We start from the raw sequence: 21,208 nt of genomic DNA on the forward strand, positions 1-21,208 counted from the left end.
ATGAAAATAGCACTTGGTTCAGATCATGGTGGAATTCACTTAAAGAAAGAGATCATCAGTTATCTAGAGTCAAAAGAAATCGCATTTGAAGATTGTGGTGCATATGTGGAAGAGTCTGTCGATTACCCTGATTATGCAGCTCCTGTAGGGAATAAAGTGGTAAATAAAGAAGTGGATTTAGGTATTTTAGTTTGTGGGACAGGCATAGGCATGTCCATCGCTGCAAATAAAATTAGAGGAATTCGTGCAGCGGTTGTTTCTGATGAGTTTTCTGCCAAAATGAGCCGTGAACACAACAATGCCAACATCCTCTGTCTTGGTGAGCGAGTAGTTGGCCGAGATTTGGCATTGTCGATTATTGATGCATGGCTTAAAGCTTCTTTCCAAGGCAGTAGACATGAAAGACGTATTAAAAAGATCGCCAAACTTGAGGAATTGCTTTAAATGGAACAGATTCATCAGGAGACAGTAGCGGCTCTCCAAGATTTACTTGATGCTTTTCCGCTTGATGAACAGAAATTGCTTGTCGTTGGTGTGAGTACGAGCGAAGTGTTAGGTGAGCGAATTGGGAGCTATGGAAGCGATCGAGTTGCTGAGTCTATTTATGAGGTCTTCTCCGAATATAGGCAGCGATTTGGATTTATGCTCGCTTTTCAATGCTGTGAACACCTCAATCGTGCACTTGTTGTGTCGAGAGAAACAGCCACGCGTTTACATCTAACAGAAGTTGCAGCAGTACCAGTAAGACATGCTGGAGGAGCGATGGCTTCATATGCGTTTCGCCAACTGCCAGATAGTATATTAGTAGAATCCATAGCGGCAGATGCGGGAATAGATATAGGCAGTACATTGATCGGAATGCATTTAAAACCTGTGGCAGTTCCCGTACGCCCCAAAAAGTCTTATATTGGACAAGCTTATGTTACGATGGCGAGGACTAGACCAAAGTTAATCGGGGGAAGTCGTGCTGTTTATATACTAGAAAATGAATAAATGCCAAAAGAGCGCTGACAGTGGCGTTCTTTTGGTAAATATCATTTACCGATAGTATAAAATTATTAAAATCGAGGCTCTTAAAATATGAAAAATATTATAATCCCTATGCTTCTGGTTTTATCTGGATTTGGATTGAGCATTCAAGGAAGTATCAATGGGGCACTGGGCAGAGCAATTGGATCGGTTCAAGCAGCTTTAGTTTCTTTCGTTATCGGAACTATCTGTTTGTTTATTGTGGTTATGTTTATGGGAAAAGGAAATCTTTATGCAGTTGTAGATGTTCCTAAATGGCAGTTGATTGGAGGAATGTTAGGGGCAATATACATATCTGTTCTAGCTTTTTCAGTTCCAAGGGTAGGTATAGGTCTTGCGTTAGTTTGTGTAGTCATAGGTCAGATTATTATGAGTATGGTTATCGATCATTTTGGTTTGTTTCAAAGTACACAAGTGTTATTTAATACACCTCGCCTTATTGGAGTTTTATTGCTGATTTCAGGAATGATCTGTATATATAAAGGGACATAAAAGGAAAAGTTTTTTGAAGAAAATATAAAAACAGTAAAAAGTGGTAGATTCAAATCGAAGAGGCACCTCTGAGTTTTCTCTCAGAAGTGCTTTTTGTCAATTTTGAAAGTATTCCTTTTCTCTGGATTAGGAGTTTTTTCTTTAATCTTTATAAATTATTTGTTGTTTTTTTTCTTGTACTTTTTAACAATTCATCCACTGCTTTAACATATCCACCAGCTTTTTGAAAAGAACGGCTTATTTTTAAGCTGTTTTCTTTGTATACAGGATTGTTTAAAGCTTCTAGAACCGATTTTCGCAATGTATCTGCATCTAAGTTTTGTGGATCAAGCAAGAGGCCGGCCCCTAGCTTCTCTACCCGTTCTGCCACAACTGGTTGATCGTTTACAAGTGGTAGCATGACAAGGGCATTTCCAAAATATAATCCTTCGTTTGTGCTGTTCATTCCACAGTGCGTGATGAAAACATCACTATGATTTAAAACTTCCAATTGAGGGACATAATTGCGCACGATAAAGTTATCAGGGATCGATCCAATGTCATCTGGTGATAAATAATTCCCAATGCTGAGAACAACTTTTACATCGAGATCTTTTAAAGCTTCTATGCACATTTGGTACAGATCTACTCGCTTATTAACAATCGTACCTAATGCCATGTACACAACACGTCTGTTTTGAATTTCTTCAATCGGGAAATCCAATTGCTCTGGTCGATCTGTGACAGATGGCCCCACAAATACATAATTTTCATTGTAATGTTCTGACTCTGGTTGAAACAAGCGTGAAGTAAAGATGATGTGCAGTTCGGCATCGACGACCATTCCAGTTAGAAAACTAGGGATGGGAACACCATACTTTTGTTCTAATCGTTTTGTGATTTGCTCCATTTCTTGTTGTTTTGCTAGAAATTGTTCTTTCATTTCAGGTGACCATTTTTCCATTACTTTTTTGAAAAAGCTCGTCTTTTCACTGGAAGCGAAAGTAGACCAAAGTGCATATGATGGTAATTTCTTTATGTCTGCTACCCATTTCCCAGGGAAACTTTGGGCATCAAATATTACATAATCATAAACTTCATTTTGAATATCTGCTAAAATTTCATCCGTAATCCATTCCATGGACTGCATCATTTTATCCATATTTCCAATAACGGGGCTTTTGTTTTTATGATCTTGGAAATTTGCTACAAGCTCTTTCATCAATGCTTGTGCTTTCATGGAGATCGGACGGAATTCTGCCCCTGTTTGTTGTAACTTTTCTTTATACAGGTCACTTGTGTAATAAGTGACTTGTTCACCACGCTGGACTAGTTCTTTTATAAGACCAATAGAAGGATTAACATGTCCTTCTCCTAAATAATTGACGACTAATACCTTAGCTATTATAAACACCTCATTTCAAATATAAAAATCGTATCATTTTATTGTATGAATGGAGAACGTAAATCTGAAAAAAATGTATAAATTATTCAGATTATACAATATATAAATACTTTTATATTTGTTTGTTCTAAAAATCGACATGTATTAGGCGTAGTAGTAAAATGAGTTCATTGTATGAAGGAAGCAAGGTATACGAAAAATAAGGAAACAGGCATCTGGTGAAATGGATATGAAATTAATGTAATGGGACGGTAGCAAAAAATATTAACATTTGTTATGATGATAGAGGAAAATATTCGGAAATAGGGGGAAAACCCATGTTAAAAGATCAAGATTCACAAGTTTTTGAAGCAATTCAGCTTGAATTAAAGAGACAACAAAACAATATTGAATTGATTGCTTCCGAAAATTTTGTAAGTCCCGCAGTCATGGAGGCACAGGGCTCTGTGCTTACTAACAAATATGCAGAAGGTTATCCTGGGAAAAGATACTATGGTGGCTGTGAGCATGTAGATATCGTAGAAAACTTAGCTCGTGACCGTGCGAAAAAACTTTTTGGTGCAGAGCATGCCAATGTGCAGCCCCACTCAGGAGCACAAGCAAATATGGCTGTATATCACACTGTGCTGGAACCAGGGGACACGGTATTGGGGATGAATCTTGCTCATGGCGGGCACTTGACACATGGAAGTCCTGTTAACTTTTCTGGTATCTTATATAATTTTGTAGCTTATGGTGTGGATGCAGAAACACATCGCATTAACTATGAAGAAGTACGCCAATTGGCGTTAGAACATAAACCAAAGTTATTAGTAGCTGGGGCAAGTGCATATCCTCGTGAATTTGATTTTGCGAAGTTAAAGGAAATCGCGGATGAGGCTGGAGCTTTATTCATGGTCGATATGGCACATATCGCTGGGCTTGTGGCTACAGGGCAGCATCAAAGCCCAGTTCCATATGCAGATTTTGTTACGACCACCACTCATAAAACCCTTCGCGGTCCACGTGGCGGAATGATCTTGTGCAAAGAAAAGTATGCCAAGGCCATCGATAAATCGATTTTCCCTGGAATTCAAGGCGGTCCATTGATGCATGTGATCGCGGCGAAAGCTGTAGCATTAGGAGAGGCACTTAGTGAATCTTTCCAAGCATATGGGGCGCAAGTAGTGAAAAATGCAAAAGTACTCGGGGATCAACTAGTGGAACATGGTCTAAAACTGATTTCTGGTGGAACAGATAACCATCTCTTGCTCATCGATGTTCGAAACCTCGGATTAACTGGAAAAGAAGCGGAGCATTTGCTTGATCAAGTAGGCATTACCACGAACAAAAATGCAATCCCATTTGATCCAGAAAGTCCTTTTGTAACAAGTGGTATTCGCATCGGAACTCCAGCTGCAACCAGTCGTGGCATGGATGAAGAGGCGATGGCCGAGATCGCAGCTATTATCGCTCTTACATTGAAAGAGAGAGAAGATGCTTCTACGGCTGAAAAAGCACGAGCACGAGTTGCGAAGTTGACAAGTCAGTTTCCTTTATATGCGTAAGCATCCGGACTCATGTCTTTTTATGTTTAAACCAATCAGTAGTTACCTGTCATTGAAAGAATCGATGAGGAATTTTTTGGCTCACTGTCCACTGAAAAACCTAATTTTGTCAAGTTGTTGAAGCAATTAATCAGCAACCAGTCGCTTTAATGGAAGATCAGAGACCGAACAGACAGTATTTGGATCAAGGTTCGCAGCTAAGCTGGTCACCTGCAAAGTAGATGGACATATATGTAAATCCTAATATTAGATATTCCTATTAACAAAAATATACGCCAAGCCTGAGTATGCTTCTCGGCTTGGCGTTTTTTAAACAATACCTAAATCTTGACTGATCAAGGAATCAGTCTTCGATTGCCTGGTAGACAGTAGTCCAAAAGTCTTGGATAACATGTGCTGAATCTGGAGTGGACATCCCAACTTGGGTGAACAGAATTCCAATGAGCTGTTTCTCTGGGTCAGCGTATGCCGCGGTGCCGCTTCCGCCGTCCCAGCCGAACTGGCCGATAGACGCGTAGTCGCCGCGGTAGGTGCGCACTGCCATTCCGAAGCCCCATCCGCCGTGCTGCCCTTGGCCAAATGACAAATGGACATTGTTTCTGGCCAATTCTTCCCGAGAGGCTAGTTGTTCTGGCGTTAGGCGGTTGGTGGTCATCAGCTGAACTGCGGGTTGGGACAGGATTCGTTTGTTTCCGTACATCCCGTGGTTCAGCAGCATCTGCAAATATGCATGATAGTCGTCAACGGTTGTGAGCAGCCCACCGCCGCCTGCTTGGAACGCTGGAGGCTTGCTGTAGCGTCCGCCTGCTGCCTCGTCCCACACGTTGAACTCTCCGGTCTGCGGATCGGGGATGTAGGCAGGCGGCAGCCGGTCAATCTTGCTCTCGGGCACATAGAAACCGGTGTCTTTCATTCCCAGTGGATCGAGAATGCGTTCGCGCAGGAACTCTTCGAATGTCTGACCTGTAACTCTGGCAACGAGCACACCGAGCACTTCAAGGCTGATATGGTACTGCCAGCGCTCTCCGGGCTGGTAGATCAACGGGAGTTTGCCTAGGCGTCGCATAAACTCATCTGGATCAGGCATTTCCTGCCCTGGTGTGTCAAATACCCCACTCTCAAAGAACGCGTTCATGATCGGGGAGCCCAGCAACGAATGATCCACTCCAAGCCCGAATGTGGAAGTCATCAGATCACGCACGGTGATTGGGCGCCGCGCTGGTACAGTTTCATCCAGTGGACCGTCCGGACGTTTCAGCACTTGCCGGTTGGCGAGTTCAGGCAGCCATTGGTCTACTGGGTCGTCCAAGCGCAGTTTGCACTCATCGAGCAGGACCATTACCGCTGAAACCGTGATTGGTTTGGTAGTGGACGCCAGTCGGAAGATCGTGTTCCGGCGCATCGGTGCACCGCCATCATGGCGCATTGTGCCAAGTGCTTCGACATGGGTCTCGCCGTTTCGGCTGACTAGAGCGACGAGCCCTGGAATCTTCCCAGAATCGACATGCTGTGCTAGTACCTCACGCATTTTGCGAAGCCCTGTTTCGGAGAATCCTTTGTTGGTTCGTCCCTTTGTATTTTCTGACAGACTAAAATCTTCTGTTGTGTTCTTTTCCATTTGGTTTCCCTCTCTTACTTTCTCTTTTCCGAGCTTTTTGCGAATTTTTTCGTTCCATTGTTCTTTTCTTGTTTCGATCCAGGTTTGCCCTCGAAGCTCGTGCAACAGATCATCGCAAAATTCGCCTACATCCTGACCCACTACATCCAGCACATCTATTCCCTCTTGTGCATTTGATTCGAAAAATTCTAATATATCTTGCATCATTTTAAACATGATCATAGCGGAGTCATGGTTAGATGCAGAATTCCATAAGTAATTTTCGATCTCATTCATCACGATCTGATAATCTCTTGGCAGTGAATGAATTCGTTTTTTGTAACGTTTATATTCGGCTTTTTCTTCTTTCCATCTCTTTAAAATCGAAACAATATTGTATTCCATCTTCATTCTCCTTTAATTCATTCATTTTTGATGTGTAAAATCCCATTTCGCCAAAAGGTTTGGAGTTGATTTTGACTGTTCATGTTCAGTGAGTAGAATTTTCTAGGTGGTCCTATTTGTTCTTTTCTATCGAATTCCCTTTAGCAACTCGGTCAAATATCCCAGAGCTGGAGCACTTCTACTACTGCGTATTACTTAGTACAACTATATAATAATACTAAGTAGGTGAGGTGTCAATAGGGTAATTTATTTTTTTCTGAAAGGATTTCAGTATGCGATATTATTATTTATCTTTTCTAAGCATTTTGTGTATGGTTTGGTTTAGTTGTTCTTTGTTTTGTCCCGTCCATGTTGGAACCTGAATTTCTTTTAACAGATCATCGCAAAAATCACCGACATTCTGTCCCACTACGTCAAGTACATCCTTTCCCTCTTGAGAACTGGATTCAAATAGTTCCAGCACATCTCTTAGCACTTGTAATATGGCCATGGTAGAGTCCGTGTCGGATGCAAAAGTAAATAAATAATTTTCGATCTCATTCATCACGATCTGATAATCCCTTGGCAGAGCATTTATCCGTTTTTTGTACTTTTTATATTCCTCTTTTTCCTGTTTCCAATTCTCCCCCAAAATCAAATCTTTCAAATTCAAAAAAATATTATCCATTATAATTCTCCTTTTAACTCACTTATTTTTGATGTGACAAAAGCCCATTTGCGCCAAGAGGTATGGAGTTGACTTCGTCCCGCATTGTTGAGTGTGTAGAACTTTCGGGGCGGTCCGATTTTCGATGGCTTTTTTTGAATGTCGACTAATTTTTTCTTTTCCAGCCGCAGTAAAATGGTATATACGGTTCCTTCGACAACATCTTCAAAGCCTAGAGTATTCAGCCTTCTCACGATCTCATAGCCATATGTTTCTTTTCGGCTGATGATTTCCAAGACACAACCTTCCAAAACCCCTTTTAGCATCTCCGTCAAATTTTCCATAACGAACACCTCCCTACTTTGTATAACTTAATACTACTACATAATAATACTGATTAGATAGCCGTGTCAATAGTCTGATTTATTTTTTCTTAAAATGGATTGCAGGGAATAGATGATGACTTTTTAGCGTAATTCTGGACATGCCAGCCATCAATTGAACTTTTAGTCTCGCTTTGCACCAAGGGCACAAGTCTCGCTAAGTCGCAAAGCTCCTAGTCTCGCTTTGCATCGATGGGGTTCTTTGTGGTTTTCAGTGGGCAGTGGCGGAAAACATAAACAACTTTGTTCATTGTTCAAATTAGATTTATGCAACAACCTCTTTATAATAGGAAGAAGTAAAATCTCCATAAAGAATATCGGCCGTATCCAATGGGGATAGCTGTTTTTAAAAATATCTTGGAAATCCAGTTGACAAGTTTGTCTACTACGTGTTACTATTTACCTGTAGTTAGTTTCACTTAATACCGACACCACTGAATAGTAAGGCGCAAAAATATTTTAAGAAAAATGTTGACACCCTCTACTAATCAGTGTTACAGTGTACATGTAATGAGTAATACTTAATAGTGTGTTTCCCCAAAATACTGAATATAAGTCAGACTTCATTGAGGAGGGACGAAATAAAGGAGGCTTAAGAATATGGAAAATTTAACTGAAATGCTGAAGGGTTCGCTGGAAGGCTGTGTCTTGGAAATCATCAGCCGTCATGAAACCTATGGCTACGAGATTACCCGCCGACTGAACGATCTTGGGTTTACTGAAGTCGTGGAAGGGACGGTCTACACCATCCTCGTGCGATTAGAAAAGAAAAAACTTGTGAACATTGAAAAGAAACCGTCAGATATGGGACCGCCTCGCAAGTTTTACTCCCTTAATGAGGCTGGTCGCCAAGAACTTGAATTGTTTTGGAAAAAATGGGATTTTGTATCATCAAAAATCAACGCCTTAAAGTCAATTTAGCTTCATAAGATATTTTGTCCGATGCTTTTGGAGTGTCTTGTTAGCTTTATAAATAAGGAGGTAAAATAACATGATGGAAATGTTCAAAAAAATGATTGCTGATAAAAAAGAATATAAGATGATGATGGCACGAGTGGAAGCCCTGCCAGAGGACTACCAGTTTGTATTTAAGAAAATTCAAACCTACATGTGGAATTTCTCAGCGGGCAACGGGATGGATATGCTGCGCATTCAGTATGAATTAATCGAGTTGTTCGAAGCCGGTGCGGCAGAAGGCAGACAAGTGCTGGAAATCACCGGAGATGATGTAGCGTCTTTTGCCGACGAACTAGTGACAAACGCTAAAACTTATGTCGCTAAGTATCGTGAAGATTTGAATCAGAGTATCATGAAGCAATTGAGAAAAAAATAAATTCAATAGATAATGCCAACTGATTAGCTGGTTACAAATGTGAATTGCAGCCTTCGCTATTCAGTTATATTTTTAACCTAGTAATAAGTGGTACAGATTATCAGTCAGACTAAATAGGAGGATATATAGGAAATCCAACTTTGCAAGGCGCTTTTATAAGGAGGAAAAAAGTATGAGCAATGCAGCAATTTCTGTAAAAGGGTTAAAGAAATCCTTTAAAGACAAGGAAGTCTTAAAGGGAGTGGATTTTGAGGTGCGGCGCGGCGAAATTTTCGCACTGCTGGGCTCGAATGGAGCGGGCAAGACGACGACGGTCAACATCCTCTCGACGCTGATGAAGCCTGATAGCGGCGAAGTAGCTATTAGCGGCTTTGACGTCCAGCGTCAACCGGATCATGTCCGCCAGGGCATCAGCCTGACAGGACAATTCGCAGCTTTAGACGGCATGCACACAGGACGGGAAAACCTGATAATGATCGCCAAGTTGCGGGGTGTGTCCAATCCCGCACAAGTCGCGGACAATCTGCTTGCCAGATTCAGCCTGACCGATGCAGCCAATCGGCGGGCGGACCAATATTCCGGCGGGATGAAGCGGAGACTTGACATCGCCATGAGCCTGATTGGGACGCCAGCGGTCATTTTTCTCGATGAACCGACGACAGGGCTTGATCCCGAAGCGCGGATTGAAGTTTGGAATACCGTCAAGGAGCTTGCCGACGGCGGCACGACCATCTTGCTGACGACCCAGTACCTGGAGGAAGCCGAACAACTGGCGGATCGTATCGCCATCCTGCATGGCGGGAAAATCATTGCGACAGGTACCCTTACTGAACTCAAAGCGATGTTCCCGCCAGCGAAAGTGGAGTACATCGAGAAGCAGCCGACATTGGAGGAGATTTTCCTCTCGATCATCGGCAAAAAGGAGGAGATGTAAATGAAAAGCAAAACAGGGGTATTACTAGGGCGTTTAATGCGCAACATCATGCGCAGCCCGGATACGATTATCACGGTGGCGATTACGCCGATTATGATGATGCTGCTGTTTGTCTACGTATTTGGCGGCGCCATAAAGACAGGCACGGACAACTACGTCAATTATTTATTGCCAGGAATCTTGCTGATGGCTATTGCATCCGGCGTCGCTTACACTTCCCTGCGGCTGTTTACGGATGTAAAGAGCGGACTGATGGCGCGTTTCATTACCATGCCCATCAAGCGTTCGTCGATTTTGTGGGCTCACGTATGGACTTCGCTTGTTTCCAATGCGCTTACTGTCGTGGTGGTTATCCTCATCGCTCTCTTGATGGGTTTCCGTTCCAATGCGGATATCCTGGATTGGCTCTCAGTAGCTGGGATACTCGGGCTGTTTACGCTGGCGCTGACATGGCTGGCGGTCATTCCCGGATTGACAGCGAAGTCTATGGAAGGGGCGACAGCCTATTCATACCCGCTGGTTTTCCTGCCATTTATCAGTTCGGCGTTTGTTCCTACTGAAACCATGCCTAAAATGGTCCGTGTGTTTGCTGAGAACCAGCCAGTGACTTCCATCGTGAATACCATTCGTGCTCTCTTATATGGAGGATCTGTTGGCAACGGTATTTGGATCGCGCTTGCTTGGTGCGTCGGCATCATGGTCATCTCTTACTTTTTCGCCAGTAAACAATTTAAACGTCATTTAGGGTAAAAACACCATTATGGGATTAGCTATACCAATAGTCAGCCTTTGAGCTTAATAAGCCAAATTAAAAAATCGGTTCCTAAACATAAAAGGAATCGATTTTTTTCTATGCTGTTATTTACTTCCGTTGGCCGATTTCGTCGTTCAATTGTTGGTTCTGTGTGAAAGGATTCATCTGTGGTGAAGAGTAAACTGAACCACTACGGACTAAAGCCGGTAGGTTCCCATTGCGACTGAAGAAAGTCGCATATTCAGGCTAAAGCCTGTTATTCCTTAATATTAAACACATCATCCTGCTCATCTTGCTATCCTTCCATATAGTTGCAAATGGTTTCCTTATTCACAGCACCAACTGTCGCACAAAAGTAACCTCTTGCCCATAAGTGCTGTGATCAATCGACGCTCTACCTGTTTATCTATCCACTTTGTTTTAAAACGATCTTCTGGGATCAGCTCTACCTCATCACAAGGATTATCTGGTATGAGGTTTTTGCCAACCCAATAGATCACCGTTTTTTAATTCTGGCATGGTGTGAAACCAACTGCTGGATAACTTCTTTTTCTCCAACTGCTCATATTAACGCTCCAAAATTTCCATAATATCTCTTTCTGCGGATACACACGAATGAAAACCGCGTTATGATATCCATATTTCATGGTTTTTTAGGAATAAAAGGAAAGGTTGCGTATGATAATGATTGCGAACACATGCAGAAAAACAGGAGATTGTCCTCCTGCTTTTCTATTCATTGGAATGTTTTGCTTTTTTCTCTTGTTGGTACAACATCCAACTCACGATCAACATGTATACTACTGTTACGATATGAATCCATGATGGCGTTTTATCTACTGCATTTTGCAATACTAAAATCGCATCTACTACAGGCATACCTGCTGCAGCTAATAAAAATACCATGGATGCTTTTCTCATCCGAAGCACCATCAAAGCTAGTAAAAATACTCCTAGGAATAAATCACGGTCCGCTTTAATCCAAACAATGGATTTGTCCGCGGCATTTTGCAATGGCAGTCCAAAACTTTGTATTGCCGTTTCTGGAGTAAGAAATCCTTCTACTCCTATCCACAACAGCAATAGTGTAACAACACCTACCAGCCAAAACGTTACAGCCTTTGGTCCCCAATAGAATGGACTCATTTTGTCGATCTCCTTTTTCAGCTCTACTATATTTTTAAAATAATGGAAATATAACGTGAAGTACCGCATTTTTAAGTACGGTACTTCTATGAAGGAATTTTTTTCGTCAACGCTTATTTCGATCTACTTCATGATAGACTTCAACCGTAAAATTATCTGGTGTTTCAACATAAAACGTCCATGTATGCAATTGTGTTGGAGGTTTTACTGTATATCCATCTTCTTTTAAGCGTTGATTGATCTGATTCACTTGCTCTTTGCTTTCTTGACTGAACCCCACATGAAAGTTTTTGGATATGGAACCGATGACTCACCCAATAGAGTGAGGGGAAGGATAAACTATTGATTCTTTTGATTGGCTCTTAACTGAGCGACATAAACATGGAATTCAGGAAGATTAGCAAAATCGAATGCTGCATACCGTTTGGACAGAGTTGCTACAACTTCATCTTTGGTTGTTTCTGCTAAAGCGAAGACAGGCGGTTTTGCTGGTACGCGAAACTGAGTATGATCATGTGGCAAAACAGTGACGATGGTTCCAAGCGGCTCATCCGTTTCATGTTCATACAATGTACTCCACATGCAGCGATACTGATCGGATTCATCTGGGTTTGTTCCCCATTCTCTTGAAATTTCCATATCACCAGGGAGTCGGGTAGAAACCCGTAGCCCAGCATCTTTCAACTGGGAATGGATATTTTGGTAGAGGAAGTTTAAATAGGTTCCATACGAAGGTTCACCTACGGTTGCAAATGCATGGTCCAACTGTGCTTTCTTCTCTGTTAAGATAACATCCCAGGTTGCGGTTACATGATCTTCTAGAAATTGGCCAACAGCAAAAATCTTGGCTTTATTTTGATTTTTTTCGAGATAGGAAACAAGTGTTGCGGTCATGACACATCACTCCTGTAAGGTATTGGCGTTTCCGCCTCTTCTGTCTATCAATGGATGATAGAGACAAGAGACAGCAGGAATAAATGATAGTTATTAGTCACTAACATTTTGAAGCAAAAAAAATTAAGTGATACCGCGGCAATAGGTTTGCACACAATGTTGGATAAAATCTTCCTTTGAATCCGTAATAAATTGGTTTCCTAGGAATGTGAGAGAAGCAAAATATCCAAAAAAGAAAGTTAAGAAAGAGATTGCTTGTTTATCTGGGTCTTCGATCTTTGCTTTCTTTTTTTCACTCATCACTTGAAAATAGTGAGCTAAGGATTGTTTTAGTTTTTTTGGATTATGGGAGACATGATAACTTAACTCTGGCATTGTCGTTCGCTCTTGGACAGAAATAAGGAAAATAGAACGGTTTGCTTCCATTTGGTCCAAATAAGTCGAAGCGATGAGATACAAATCTTTTTCCAGCTCCCATGTAATTTGGGTTTCAAAAAGATTTTGGAATGATGTAACAATGGAGTGTTTTTCAATTGCGGTCTCCAATAACCTTTTTTTCGTCTCAAAATGCCGGAAAATCGTCATTTCGCTTACTTGTGCACTTTGTGCAATTTCTTTAATGGTAACTGCTTTAAAACCTTTGTCCTTCATCAGTTGTATGGCTGCCTGTAAAATCCGGTCTGCGGTCCCTGTTTCTGATTTCTGCATCATTCCACCACTCGTTAATGTTAGTTATTAGTAACTATCATTATCATAGCACAATATAGCGAGAAGTCAAGATATTAAATTCAATGTGGGTTGTCTGTTTGATTATCCAGCTTGCTTTTAAGTGGTACCTGTTACCAAAGCCACAATGGATGGTGGCTGATCCCATAGGGCTTTTAAGAGGTAAATCCTTGATATATAAAGGATTAAGATGACTTTCACGACTATTTTTCAGTACTTAAGTTCCTAAAAATGTTTAGTAATCCTTGTTTTTAAACGAATAAATGAATTATCCGCAAAGCAGATGGATATATGTAAATTCTAATATTAGAATCTCATATGAACAAAAATATACGCCAAGCCTATGAGTTCTGGCTTGGCGTTTTCTTTTAAATAAGACCTAAGTCGACTGATCTTAGTCTTCGATTGCTTGGTAGACCATGGTCCAGAAGTCGAGCATAAGATGAACCGGATCCGGAACGGACGCTCCAACTTGGGTGAGCAGGATTCCGATGAGCTGGTTTTCAGGATCGGCATAGGTCGAGGTGCCGCTTCCGCCGTCCCAGCCAAACTGGCCGATGGGTGCGTAGTCGCCGCGGTAAGTACGCACTGCCATCCCGAAGCCCCAGCCGCCGTGCTGACCTTGGCCAAATGATACATGTACACTGTTTCTGGCCAATTCGTCCCGGGCTGCCAGCTGCTCGGGCGTGAGGCGGTTGGTGGTCATCAGTTCGACAGCTTGTTTGGACAAGATCCGTTTGTTCCCATGCATCCCGTGATTCAGCAGCATCTTGAAGTAGGCGTAATAGTCATCAACGGTGGAAGAAAGTCCGCCGCCACCGCTCTCGAACGCCGGAGGCTGGCTGTGGAGTCCCCCCTTGGCCTCATCCCACACGTGGAACTCTCCGGTTTGCGGATCGGGAGCGTAGAGGGGCGGCAGCCGGTCGATCTTGCTTTCGGGAACGTAGAAACCAGTGTCCTTCATGCCTAACGGCTCGAAGATGCGTTCGCGCAGGAACGCCCCATATGACTGGCCGGTGACTCTGGCTACGAGCACACCGATTAGATCGTTGCTGATCTGGTACTGCCAGCGCTCTCCGGGTTGGTGCATCAGCGGAAGCGCACCAAGGCGGCGCAGCCACTCATCCGGATCAGGCATCGGTGGCACATTGGGAGTCAGTCCCTGCCCTAAGATCGCGTTCATGATCGGAGTGCCCAGTGCTGTCATATCCATGCCGAGTCCGAACGTGGAGGTCAGTACGTCCCGTACGGTGATCGGGCGTTTTGCCGGCACGGTATCATCCAATGGTCCGTCGATCCGTTTCAGTACCTGCCGATTGGCGAGCTCCGGCAGCCACTGCTCTACTAGGTCGTCCAGCCGCAGCTTGCACTCATCAAGCAAAATCATCGCCGCCGCCACTGCGACCGGCTTGGACGTTGAAGCCATCCGAAAGATCGTGTCCCGGCGCATCGGCGCGCCACCATCATGGCGCATCGTGCCGATCTCTTCGACATGTGTTTCATCATTCCGGCTGACTAGGGCAACGATCCCAGGAATCTTTCCGGAATCAACATAACGTGTCAGCACTTCGCGTATTTTTTGCAGCCCTGTTTTGGAGAAGCCTTTGTTACTTTGTCCCATCATGCATCTCTCCTTTTTTCTATTTCCTAATGAGCGAGAATCTTCTGTTGTCATCTTTTTCATTTGGTTTCTTTTTTTTACTTTTTTATCAGCCCTAATGATCGTCACATATATATTCATCCTCATTTAGTATAAAGGATGAATATTACTAAAGATAGGTATAATTTTATTTATATAAATAGTATTATTATACTTATTGGTAAAACTCTTTATTGGCTTTTATTAGGCTGTCTCCCATCTAGAAATATTTGTTGATTAGGTTTGTTTTTTATTTCATCCTTCCGCATCATCCGCACTTCCTTTAGCATCTCAGTCGAGTTTTCCAAAGTGAATCTCTCTCCTATTAAGTAACACTCAGCGATATATAGTAAAACTAGGTAGTAGGCGGTGTCAATCGTCTATTTATTTTTTTGGAGGAGTGCAGTCTAGTTTTGTGCCATCGTTATGCTCCTTTACTGAACTTTTTGCGAATGTTATCGCTCCATTGTTGTTTTCTTTTTTCGGTCCAGGTTTGCACTTGAAGTTGCTGTAACAGGTCATCGCAAAAACCACCAATATCCTGCCCTACTACATCCAGCACATCCTTTCTCTCTTGTGCACTTGACTCAAAAAGTTCCAGTATGTCTCTTAGTGCTTTAAATATAGCCATGGTAGATTCCGTGTCGGATGCAAAAGTCAATAAATAATTCTCTATCTCTTTCATCACGATTCGATAATCCTTTGACAGATCATTCATCCGTTTTTTGTACCTTTTATATTCTTCTCTTTCTTGTTTCCATTTCGCTCCAATAGCCAAATCTATTAATTTTGAAAAAATATTTTTCTCCATTTTGATTCTCCTTTTATGCATTTATTTTTGATGGTTAAATCTCATTTACGCCAAAAGATTTGAAGTTGATTTCGTCTTTTTCTATTTTGTATCACTTATTACTTCTATATAGTAATACATAGTAGTCAGCCGTGTCAATAGTCTGATTTAATTTTTTTCTAGAGAGGTTTCTGTCAGGCTCTTCTAAGTCTTTTGTATATGGTTTGATTCAGTTGTTTCTTTCTTTGCTCCTCCCATGTTTCAGTCTTAACGTCTTTTAGAAGATCATCGCAAAAACCACTGATATCTTGACCCACTGCATCCAGTACATCCTTTCCTTCTTGAGCGTTTGATTCAAATCGTTTCACTACATCCGTCAGGATCTTAATCATGCCCATGCCATCATCAGCACCAGACTCAAAAGTCCATAAATAGTGCTCTATCTCTTTCATCATGGTTTGATAATTGCTTGGCAGAGCATTCATCCGTTTTTTGTATCTTTTATATTCGGCTTTTCCTTTTTTCCATCTGTTTAAAGTTGTAAAAATATTTTCCATCTTGATTCTCCTTTAATTCGTTTATTTTTGATGGGATAAAACGCCAAAAGGCTTGAAGTTGATTGCGTTCTGTTTCTATTTTGTATCACTCAGTACTTCTATATAATAATACTAAGTAGATGGCAGTGTCAATCGTCTGATTTATTTTTTTTGAAATGGTTTGAAGAGAATCAATGATACACTCATTCAGTCTTTCTGGACATGCAAGTAGGCGATCGCTTGTAGTGTATTTGAAATTACCTTTTTCAGGAGCTTAAGAAGAATATAACTGTGTGATCTTTTTCTTTTCTGTGTAAAACAGACCGATATGAAGTAAATATCGGTTTTTTCATTTTGTTGATCCATTTAAAGTTCGAAGTGCAATTGCTGGTTCTGTGATTAAAAGTAAAATAGAGCTTACAAAAAGTAAAAATTACTTTACATTAGGTAAAATAAACATTACAATGAGTAAAACAAACTTTACATTTGGTTAAGGTGGTGTGTGAATGGGAGAAAGAGCCGGAGAGTTGATCAATCGAATAGCCGTTTTAAGAGCGGAATATAAAATGACGCAACAAGAGCTCGCCCAAAAGGCAGGGGTGAGCAGGCAAACCATCATTTCAATTGAGAAGGGGAAATATACTCCTTCTCTAGCACTAGGTTTTGAAATTGCAAATGCTTTTGGAGTAGATATCAATGAAGTGTTTCAATACAACAAAGGAGAAGTGGGGAAATGATGAGGAGAGTATGGATGGATCATAGACCATTAGCTGTGCTGGTTTTTATTAGTCTCGCTTTAGTAATAGGTTTGATCCTAAAAGTCTAAAGATGCTAATGGATTGGAAGATGAATGAAAGTATTTCAACAGGTTAAAGAGGAGAGAAGATAATGGGAACAATTATCACCATTACAAATGGATTGGCTGTATTTGCTTTTTTGGCTTTAATCGTATTGGTAATTTTGATTTCAAAAGAAGGCAAAGATGAAAGAGCGCAATTGATGGGTTACAAATTATTTCGTTTCCTGCTTGTATTTTTATGGGTTGGATTGGCACTTGTTATCTTTGTTACAGGGTGGAAAACGATCGATTATACACAACTGAGAGTTTGTATCACCACTCTTATGTCTCTTACGATCATTTTGGGATTGGGTTATTGGGTGTATTTAAGTAAGAAATTGTAAGGGAATAGCAGGAAAAACAATAGAGTTGAGCCCGGCATTGGTATGCGGATTTTCAAATGGTTTATCGTTTTGATTCGCTGAAAAGGATTGTTTTATAGGAAAGAGTCAAGGATGCTAAGTATTATCCTTGACTTTTTTATCCTAATCTTTCTGAGCATTTTTGTTTACTTTTCATCATCTGGGTCTGTAAACCGAAAAGTGACTCGTTTCATCTCTTGTGTCTCCTTTCGAAATGTTTAGTGGTCAGGTGGTTTTGTAAACCGAAGAGTAACTTGTGCCATGTATTTGATTCCTCCTAGCATATTGGTCGCTAAGATTGCAAAATAAAATAGAATATTCTTGTTGTTTTATTGTATCTATCGTTGCATAGTATTGTGATAATTTCAATACGATGGTTAACGTTTGTGTTTGAAGGGAGTACTGATCCGCAATTTCCATAGCTTTTTCTAATAAAATAACTGCATCTTTGCTACTTCCTAAAATAAAATAATAATCCGCTTGTACAATAAAAGCTTCGCAGAGACCTAGCTTGTCATTTTTCTCTTTTGCTAGGTAGATAGCATTTTCTATGCTTCTTGCTGCTTTCTCTAAATCTTTCTCATTTAAATAAAGCAATGCAAGTTGGGTGTTGTTATAAATAGAAACAGAGAGGAATTGTCTCTTTACTTTATCTTCTAGCTTGGAAGTCGCTTCAAAACAAATTTTCGCTAAATCAAATTGCTGTAAGTTAATATAAATTTTTCCCAGTGTGGTCCACAACTCATATCCTCGGTCTATATTTCCTACATCTCGGGCGAGTTCAATGCCTTTTTCTGCATACTCAATCGCTTTGGGGTACATTCGGAATTTATTGTAGAGTGTTGCTTGCAGATCATACATTGTTAGCACAATTTCTGAATCGATTTCATGCAGGTAAGGCCACATTTTCTCCTCTAAAATTTGTAAGGCTTCATTATCCCGATCCCCCATCTTCTCCATAAAAATCGCTTGATTGATGAGTAAAGCATATTTAAAGACGCTTCGCTTTGCATGAGGAGTAAAGTGTTCCAAACCATCGATTGTACATGACAACGCTTTTTCTAAATCATTTTGCCGGTAATAAATGATCCCCAGTCCATATAAACTGGCTGCTTTGATGTTGCTTTGCTGTATTTCGGGGTCGCTTTGATGTTCTTCATATAAGCGAATCGCTTTGAGATAGTAGTCATAGGCTTTTTCCCGCTTTTTATCTTTGAGGTAACACTTTGCAAATAAAAAGGTAAGGACACATTGAAAGACATCATTTTTCTTTAGTTTCGATTGGATTTCTTTTAAGCTGCGCAATGCGGTTTTTGGACTTGTATATTTGATTTCATCTTCGATGGCTTGCAGTCTTAGGCGGATTCTGGCTGCTTGTCTTTCATAATCCTCTTCTTTTTCTTCCAACAAAGTCAGCAGTTGATCGTAATTAATTCCTAGCTTTTCGCAATAATAGCGTATCTTTTTCTCCCCGACCTTCCGCTTTCCTGTCTCGATATCCGATATGGTCGCCATCGAAATATGTTTATCTGCTAATGCTGTCATGTTAATACCCGCTTTTTTCCGCTTATCTCGCAGCAGCCTGCCCATTTTTGCTAAATTCCAATGATACATTTCTATTTACCTCCAGTTGAAATAATTTTTTCTTGAAAAAGTGAGTGGAAAGGGGAAGAAATATCTGAATTACAATCCTAAAAACGAAATCAATAAAAGTATCGATTTAATTAATTGTAAATTGATCATTATTTAGATTTTATATAGATCGATAGTAATCTATTTATGAAATTTTAATATTAATCGGAATTATAGTACAATTCCAGATAAAGAAGCAATAGGTGATTTTTTCCTAGAAAGAGGGGGCTGCTATGAGACGAAGAAAAGCGAGTATTCCAGTGATGAACTTATATCCCGCATGGATTTAGATTGGATAATAGAAAACAAAACGATCCCGCTGGAAGTGACGAACGTCTTACAGGAAATAGCAGATAAACACCAATATTCAGTGGATGTGATGCATCAGCATAAGCAGGAAGTGGTGGAAGAACTCCGATGTTTAGAGAAGGAATATATTGTTCGGTTTCTCTTTCCGTATGGATTGGATCACCATGAAAGATGGATACATGCTTTGATTCGCATGGAAATTAGGCGATTACAACAAATCGCAAATACAAAACATCAGAGGTGAACGAAATGGCTTTGAGGTTAATGGTGGAAGGATGCCGGGAGAAGGTAAGGGCATTTGTGGATTTTTTAAATATAAGCCATCAGTGGCGGTTTTATAAGCGGACTAGGCTTTCGATTGGAGGGAATGAGCTTCGGATTGACTATTTTTTTGATGAAAATCCGTACGTTAAGCCCAGCATCTCTACTAGGAAAGTGAGTAAATTATCGATTACCAGCGAGCGTGGGAAAGAGATAGGGATTATATTACTTGATGCGGAAGTGATAGAGATGGGAAATGGTGTGACCTATATACGAGGTAAAAATTTTGATATTTTCGCCTCAGGTAAAGGGAAAGAAGTTGAAAATGCAGATTAAGTTAAGGGAAGGTTTTCGATGTAAAGATATTACTTGTAATTAGGAGGTATTGAATTGGAGGAGTTAATTAAGGAATATGCCTTAGGATACACAATGCTTCGGGAAGCCATTGAAGGATTGACCGAAGAGCAGCTTCGTTACAAGCCCGCATCAAACAAATGGAGCATTCATCAAATTCTCATACATGTAACGGATTCTGAGATCTCGTCCACATCTCGGCTAAAAAAAGTCTTGGCGGAGGATGAGCCGATTCTGATTTCATTTGACCAAGACGCATGGGCTAATAACTTGGGGTATGATTTGTTGGACCGTGAACAGCATTTGCTTCTTTTCAAATTGCTGCGTTCCAGTATGCAGCCTATTCTGGACCATCTAACTAGTGAACAAAGCAAACGAGTAGGGGTGTATGTCGATCAGGGGCGGTTCACATTTAAGCAATTGCTGGAATATCGAGTGCAACATGTCCGCGACCACCTTGATCAGATTGAACGGGTAAAGAAGGCATATCAAGAGAACCAAACCTATTAAACTAACGCACCCGTTAGTTTAACATTAGCGCATCAAGGAGTTATTTCCCCATTTTTCTAATCTCTCTTAAAAGGATATGTGTTCCCATGATAATGCAAGAGGAAATCAAGCAAGTGATCCATTTGTATTCCATCCAATTTCCAAGTGATAACATAGCATCATTACAACCGCTATGTGAATCTATGAATACGTCTATAACCTTACGTACAAACGTATCCGGACATGTCACTACTAGTGCTGTGATTATAGACCCAAATAATAGGGTACTACACATTAAACATAAGATTTTAAAGAAGTGGCTGCTGCCTGGAGGGCATTGTGAGGAGACAGATCAATCTCTTATCGATGCTAGTTTACGGGAAGCAGTTGAAGAAACTGGTATTCCTTTGAATTGTCTCCACTGCATACAGGAGGAAAATGTACCAATTGATATTGACTTACATGAAATACCGTCTAATCCCCAAAAGGATGAACCCGGGCATTGGCATGCCGATTTTCGATTTGTATTTCGTTTGGATTCCTCTCAAAGTATTATTTTACAGGAAGAAGAAGTGACCGATTATGCATGGCTGTCTCTTGAGGAAATGCCTATGCGATTGTTAGCAAACAAATTAAATGATTTCATCATACAAAAAACGAACATCTAATCCAGTCTTAAAAAAACACAAAGACGGCAATTCTATAATGGAACGCCGTCTTGTTTGCTT

General features: G+C 40.9%; 27 protein-coding genes and 2 pseudogenes. 14 read left to right on the top strand and 15 right to left on the bottom strand.

What is annotated here, in order from left to right:
- The 3 genes from rpiB (at position 1) to MK805_RS09475 (ending at position 1,521) form a co-directional block, all read left to right on the top strand.
- On the top strand, positions 1-444 hold the full coding sequence (gene rpiB, locus MK805_RS09465) for a ribose 5-phosphate isomerase B (RefSeq protein ID WP_240875481.1): 444 nt from the start codon (positions 1-3) through the stop codon (positions 442-444).
- Positions 445-993: a TIGR01440 family protein gene (locus tag MK805_RS09470; protein ID WP_240875482.1), complete on the top strand. Its 549-nt coding sequence runs from the start codon at positions 445-447 to the stop codon at positions 991-993.
- 108 nt (positions 994-1,101) lie between these two features.
- Positions 1,102-1,521: a DMT family transporter gene (locus MK805_RS09475; RefSeq protein WP_240875483.1), complete on the top strand. Its 420-nt coding sequence runs from the start codon at positions 1,102-1,104 to the stop codon at positions 1,519-1,521.
- 148 nt (positions 1,522-1,669) lie between these two features.
- Here MK805_RS09475 and MK805_RS09480 read toward each other — a convergent pair whose 3' ends face one another.
- On the bottom strand, positions 1,670-2,914 hold the full coding sequence (locus tag MK805_RS09480) for a macrolide family glycosyltransferase (RefSeq protein ID WP_240875487.1): 1,245 nt from the start codon (positions 2,912-2,914) through the stop codon (positions 1,670-1,672).
- Positions 2,915-3,222: 308 nt separating this feature from the next.
- Here MK805_RS09480 and MK805_RS09485 point away from each other — a divergent pair, with 308 nt between their 5' ends.
- A complete protein-coding gene (locus MK805_RS09485) occupies positions 3,223-4,452 on the top strand; it encodes a serine hydroxymethyltransferase (RefSeq protein ID WP_240875489.1) in 1,230 nt (409 codons plus the stop codon).
- A gap of 343 nt (positions 4,453-4,795) precedes the next feature.
- On the opposite strand, the gene MK805_RS09490 is transcribed toward MK805_RS09485, so the two are convergent.
- The 4 genes and pseudogenes from MK805_RS09490 to MK805_RS09505 all read right to left on the bottom strand — a co-directional run bounded on the left by MK805_RS09490 (position 4,796) and on the right by MK805_RS09505 (position 7,444).
- The gene (locus MK805_RS09490) at positions 4,796-6,070 is read right to left on the bottom strand and encodes a serine hydrolase domain-containing protein (RefSeq protein WP_240875879.1); all 1,275 of its coding nucleotides are present in this window, start codon (positions 6,068-6,070) and stop codon (positions 4,796-4,798) included.
- Positions 6,071-6,124: 54 nt separating this feature from the next.
- Positions 6,125-6,460 (bottom strand): annotated as a pseudogene (locus tag MK805_RS09495) (DUF1048 domain-containing protein); the annotation flags it as partial.
- A 277-nt stretch (positions 6,461-6,737) separates the two neighbouring features.
- Positions 6,738-7,121: a DUF1048 domain-containing protein gene (locus tag MK805_RS09500; RefSeq protein WP_240875491.1), complete on the bottom strand. Its 384-nt coding sequence runs from the start codon at positions 7,119-7,121 to the stop codon at positions 6,738-6,740.
- Complete coding sequence (locus MK805_RS09505) at positions 7,121-7,444, bottom strand: PadR family transcriptional regulator (protein ID WP_240875493.1); 324 nt, start codon at positions 7,442-7,444, stop codon at positions 7,121-7,123. The genes MK805_RS09500 and MK805_RS09505 overlap by 1 nt, the downstream gene beginning before the upstream one ends.
- Positions 7,445-8,083: 639 nt before the next feature.
- On the opposite strand from MK805_RS09505, the gene MK805_RS09510 reads away from it, so the two are divergent.
- From MK805_RS09510 to MK805_RS09525, 4 genes are all read left to right on the top strand, one after another.
- Positions 8,084-8,404 carry a PadR family transcriptional regulator gene (locus MK805_RS09510; RefSeq protein WP_240875495.1) on the top strand — a complete coding sequence of 107 codons (321 nt, stop codon included), beginning with the start codon at positions 8,084-8,086 and terminating at the stop codon, positions 8,402-8,404.
- Positions 8,405-8,474: 70 nt separating this feature from the next.
- Positions 8,475-8,816: a DUF1048 domain-containing protein gene (locus MK805_RS09515; RefSeq protein ID WP_240875496.1), complete on the top strand. Its 342-nt coding sequence runs from the start codon at positions 8,475-8,477 to the stop codon at positions 8,814-8,816.
- Between the two features lie 172 nt (positions 8,817-8,988).
- A complete protein-coding gene (locus tag MK805_RS09520; RefSeq protein WP_240875497.1) occupies positions 8,989-9,750 on the top strand; it encodes an ABC transporter ATP-binding protein in 762 nt (253 codons plus the stop codon).
- Positions 9,751-10,500, top strand: coding sequence for an ABC transporter permease (locus tag MK805_RS09525; protein ID WP_240875498.1), 750 nt, complete (start codon positions 9,751-9,753; stop codon positions 10,498-10,500). It abuts the gene before it with no gap.
- 299 nt (positions 10,501-10,799) lie between these two features.
- Here MK805_RS09525 and MK805_RS09530 read toward each other — a convergent pair.
- From MK805_RS09530 to MK805_RS09570, 9 genes and pseudogenes are all read right to left on the bottom strand, one after another.
- Positions 10,800-10,847, bottom strand: a pseudogene (locus MK805_RS09530) (hypothetical protein); the annotation flags it as partial.
- On the bottom strand, positions 10,831-11,004 hold the full coding sequence (locus tag MK805_RS09535) for a hypothetical protein (RefSeq protein WP_240875499.1): 174 nt from the start codon (positions 11,002-11,004) through the stop codon (positions 10,831-10,833). The pseudogene MK805_RS09530 and the gene MK805_RS09535, both read right to left, overlap by 17 nt.
- A gap of 232 nt (positions 11,005-11,236) precedes the next feature.
- Positions 11,237-11,650: a DUF4267 domain-containing protein gene (locus MK805_RS09540; RefSeq protein WP_240875500.1), complete on the bottom strand. Its 414-nt coding sequence runs from the start codon at positions 11,648-11,650 to the stop codon at positions 11,237-11,239.
- A gap of 106 nt (positions 11,651-11,756) precedes the next feature.
- Complete coding sequence (locus tag MK805_RS09545) at positions 11,757-11,930, bottom strand: VOC family protein (RefSeq protein WP_338057494.1); 174 nt, start codon at positions 11,928-11,930, stop codon at positions 11,757-11,759.
- 59 nt (positions 11,931-11,989) lie between these two features.
- Positions 11,990-12,544, bottom strand: a complete 555-nt coding sequence (locus MK805_RS09550) for a DUF6022 family protein (RefSeq protein WP_240875501.1) — start codon at positions 12,542-12,544, stop codon at positions 11,990-11,992.
- 123 nt (positions 12,545-12,667) lie between these two features.
- Entirely contained in the window at positions 12,668-13,255 is a 588-nt protein-coding gene (locus MK805_RS09555) for a TetR/AcrR family transcriptional regulator (protein WP_240875503.1), read from the bottom strand.
- A gap of 409 nt (positions 13,256-13,664) precedes the next feature.
- Positions 13,665-14,891: a serine hydrolase domain-containing protein gene (locus MK805_RS09560; RefSeq protein ID WP_240875880.1), complete on the bottom strand. Its 1,227-nt coding sequence runs from the start codon at positions 14,889-14,891 to the stop codon at positions 13,665-13,667.
- A 442-nt stretch (positions 14,892-15,333) separates the two neighbouring features.
- Positions 15,334-15,720 (bottom strand): DUF1048 domain-containing protein, encoded by a 387-nt coding sequence (locus MK805_RS09565; protein WP_240875506.1) that lies wholly within the window; start codon positions 15,718-15,720, stop codon positions 15,334-15,336.
- 173 nt (positions 15,721-15,893) lie between these two features.
- On the bottom strand, positions 15,894-16,256 hold the full coding sequence (locus MK805_RS09570) for a DUF1048 domain-containing protein (protein WP_240875508.1): 363 nt from the start codon (positions 16,254-16,256) through the stop codon (positions 15,894-15,896).
- Between the two features lie 485 nt (positions 16,257-16,741).
- Here MK805_RS09570 and MK805_RS09575 point away from each other — a divergent pair, with 485 nt between their 5' ends.
- Both MK805_RS09575 and MK805_RS09580 read left to right on the top strand, forming a co-directional pair.
- Positions 16,742-16,972: a helix-turn-helix transcriptional regulator gene (locus MK805_RS09575; RefSeq protein WP_240875509.1), complete on the top strand. Its 231-nt coding sequence runs from the start codon at positions 16,742-16,744 to the stop codon at positions 16,970-16,972.
- A gap of 151 nt (positions 16,973-17,123) precedes the next feature.
- On the top strand, positions 17,124-17,417 hold the full coding sequence (locus MK805_RS09580) for a hypothetical protein (protein ID WP_240875511.1): 294 nt from the start codon (positions 17,124-17,126) through the stop codon (positions 17,415-17,417).
- 243 nt (positions 17,418-17,660) lie between these two features.
- Here MK805_RS09580 and MK805_RS09585 read toward each other — a convergent pair whose 3' ends face one another.
- A complete protein-coding gene (locus MK805_RS09585; RefSeq protein ID WP_240875512.1) occupies positions 17,661-19,049 on the bottom strand; it encodes a helix-turn-helix domain-containing protein in 1,389 nt (462 codons plus the stop codon).
- Positions 19,050-19,347: 298 nt separating this feature from the next.
- Between MK805_RS09585 and MK805_RS09590 the strand changes: the two genes are divergently transcribed.
- The 4 genes from MK805_RS09590 to MK805_RS09605 all read left to right on the top strand — a co-directional run bounded on the left by MK805_RS09590 (position 19,348) and on the right by MK805_RS09605 (position 21,148).
- A complete protein-coding gene (locus tag MK805_RS09590) occupies positions 19,348-19,620 on the top strand; it encodes a hypothetical protein (protein ID WP_240875514.1) in 273 nt (90 codons plus the stop codon).
- Positions 19,621-19,625: 5 nt separating this feature from the next.
- Entirely contained in the window at positions 19,626-19,973 is a 348-nt protein-coding gene (locus MK805_RS09595; protein WP_240875516.1) for a hypothetical protein, read from the top strand.
- A 54-nt stretch (positions 19,974-20,027) separates the two neighbouring features.
- The gene (locus tag MK805_RS09600; protein WP_240875518.1) at positions 20,028-20,501 is read left to right on the top strand and encodes a DinB family protein; all 474 of its coding nucleotides are present in this window, start codon (positions 20,028-20,030) and stop codon (positions 20,499-20,501) included.
- An 86-nt stretch (positions 20,502-20,587) separates the two neighbouring features.
- Positions 20,588-21,148, top strand: a complete 561-nt coding sequence (locus tag MK805_RS09605) for an NUDIX hydrolase (RefSeq protein WP_240875520.1) — start codon at positions 20,588-20,590, stop codon at positions 21,146-21,148.
- Positions 21,149-21,208: the final 60 nt, after the last annotated feature.

The sequence above is a fragment of the Shimazuella soli genome (assembly GCF_022511585.1).
GTDB lineage: Bacteria > Bacillota > Bacilli > Thermoactinomycetales > Thermoactinomycetaceae > Shimazuella > Shimazuella soli.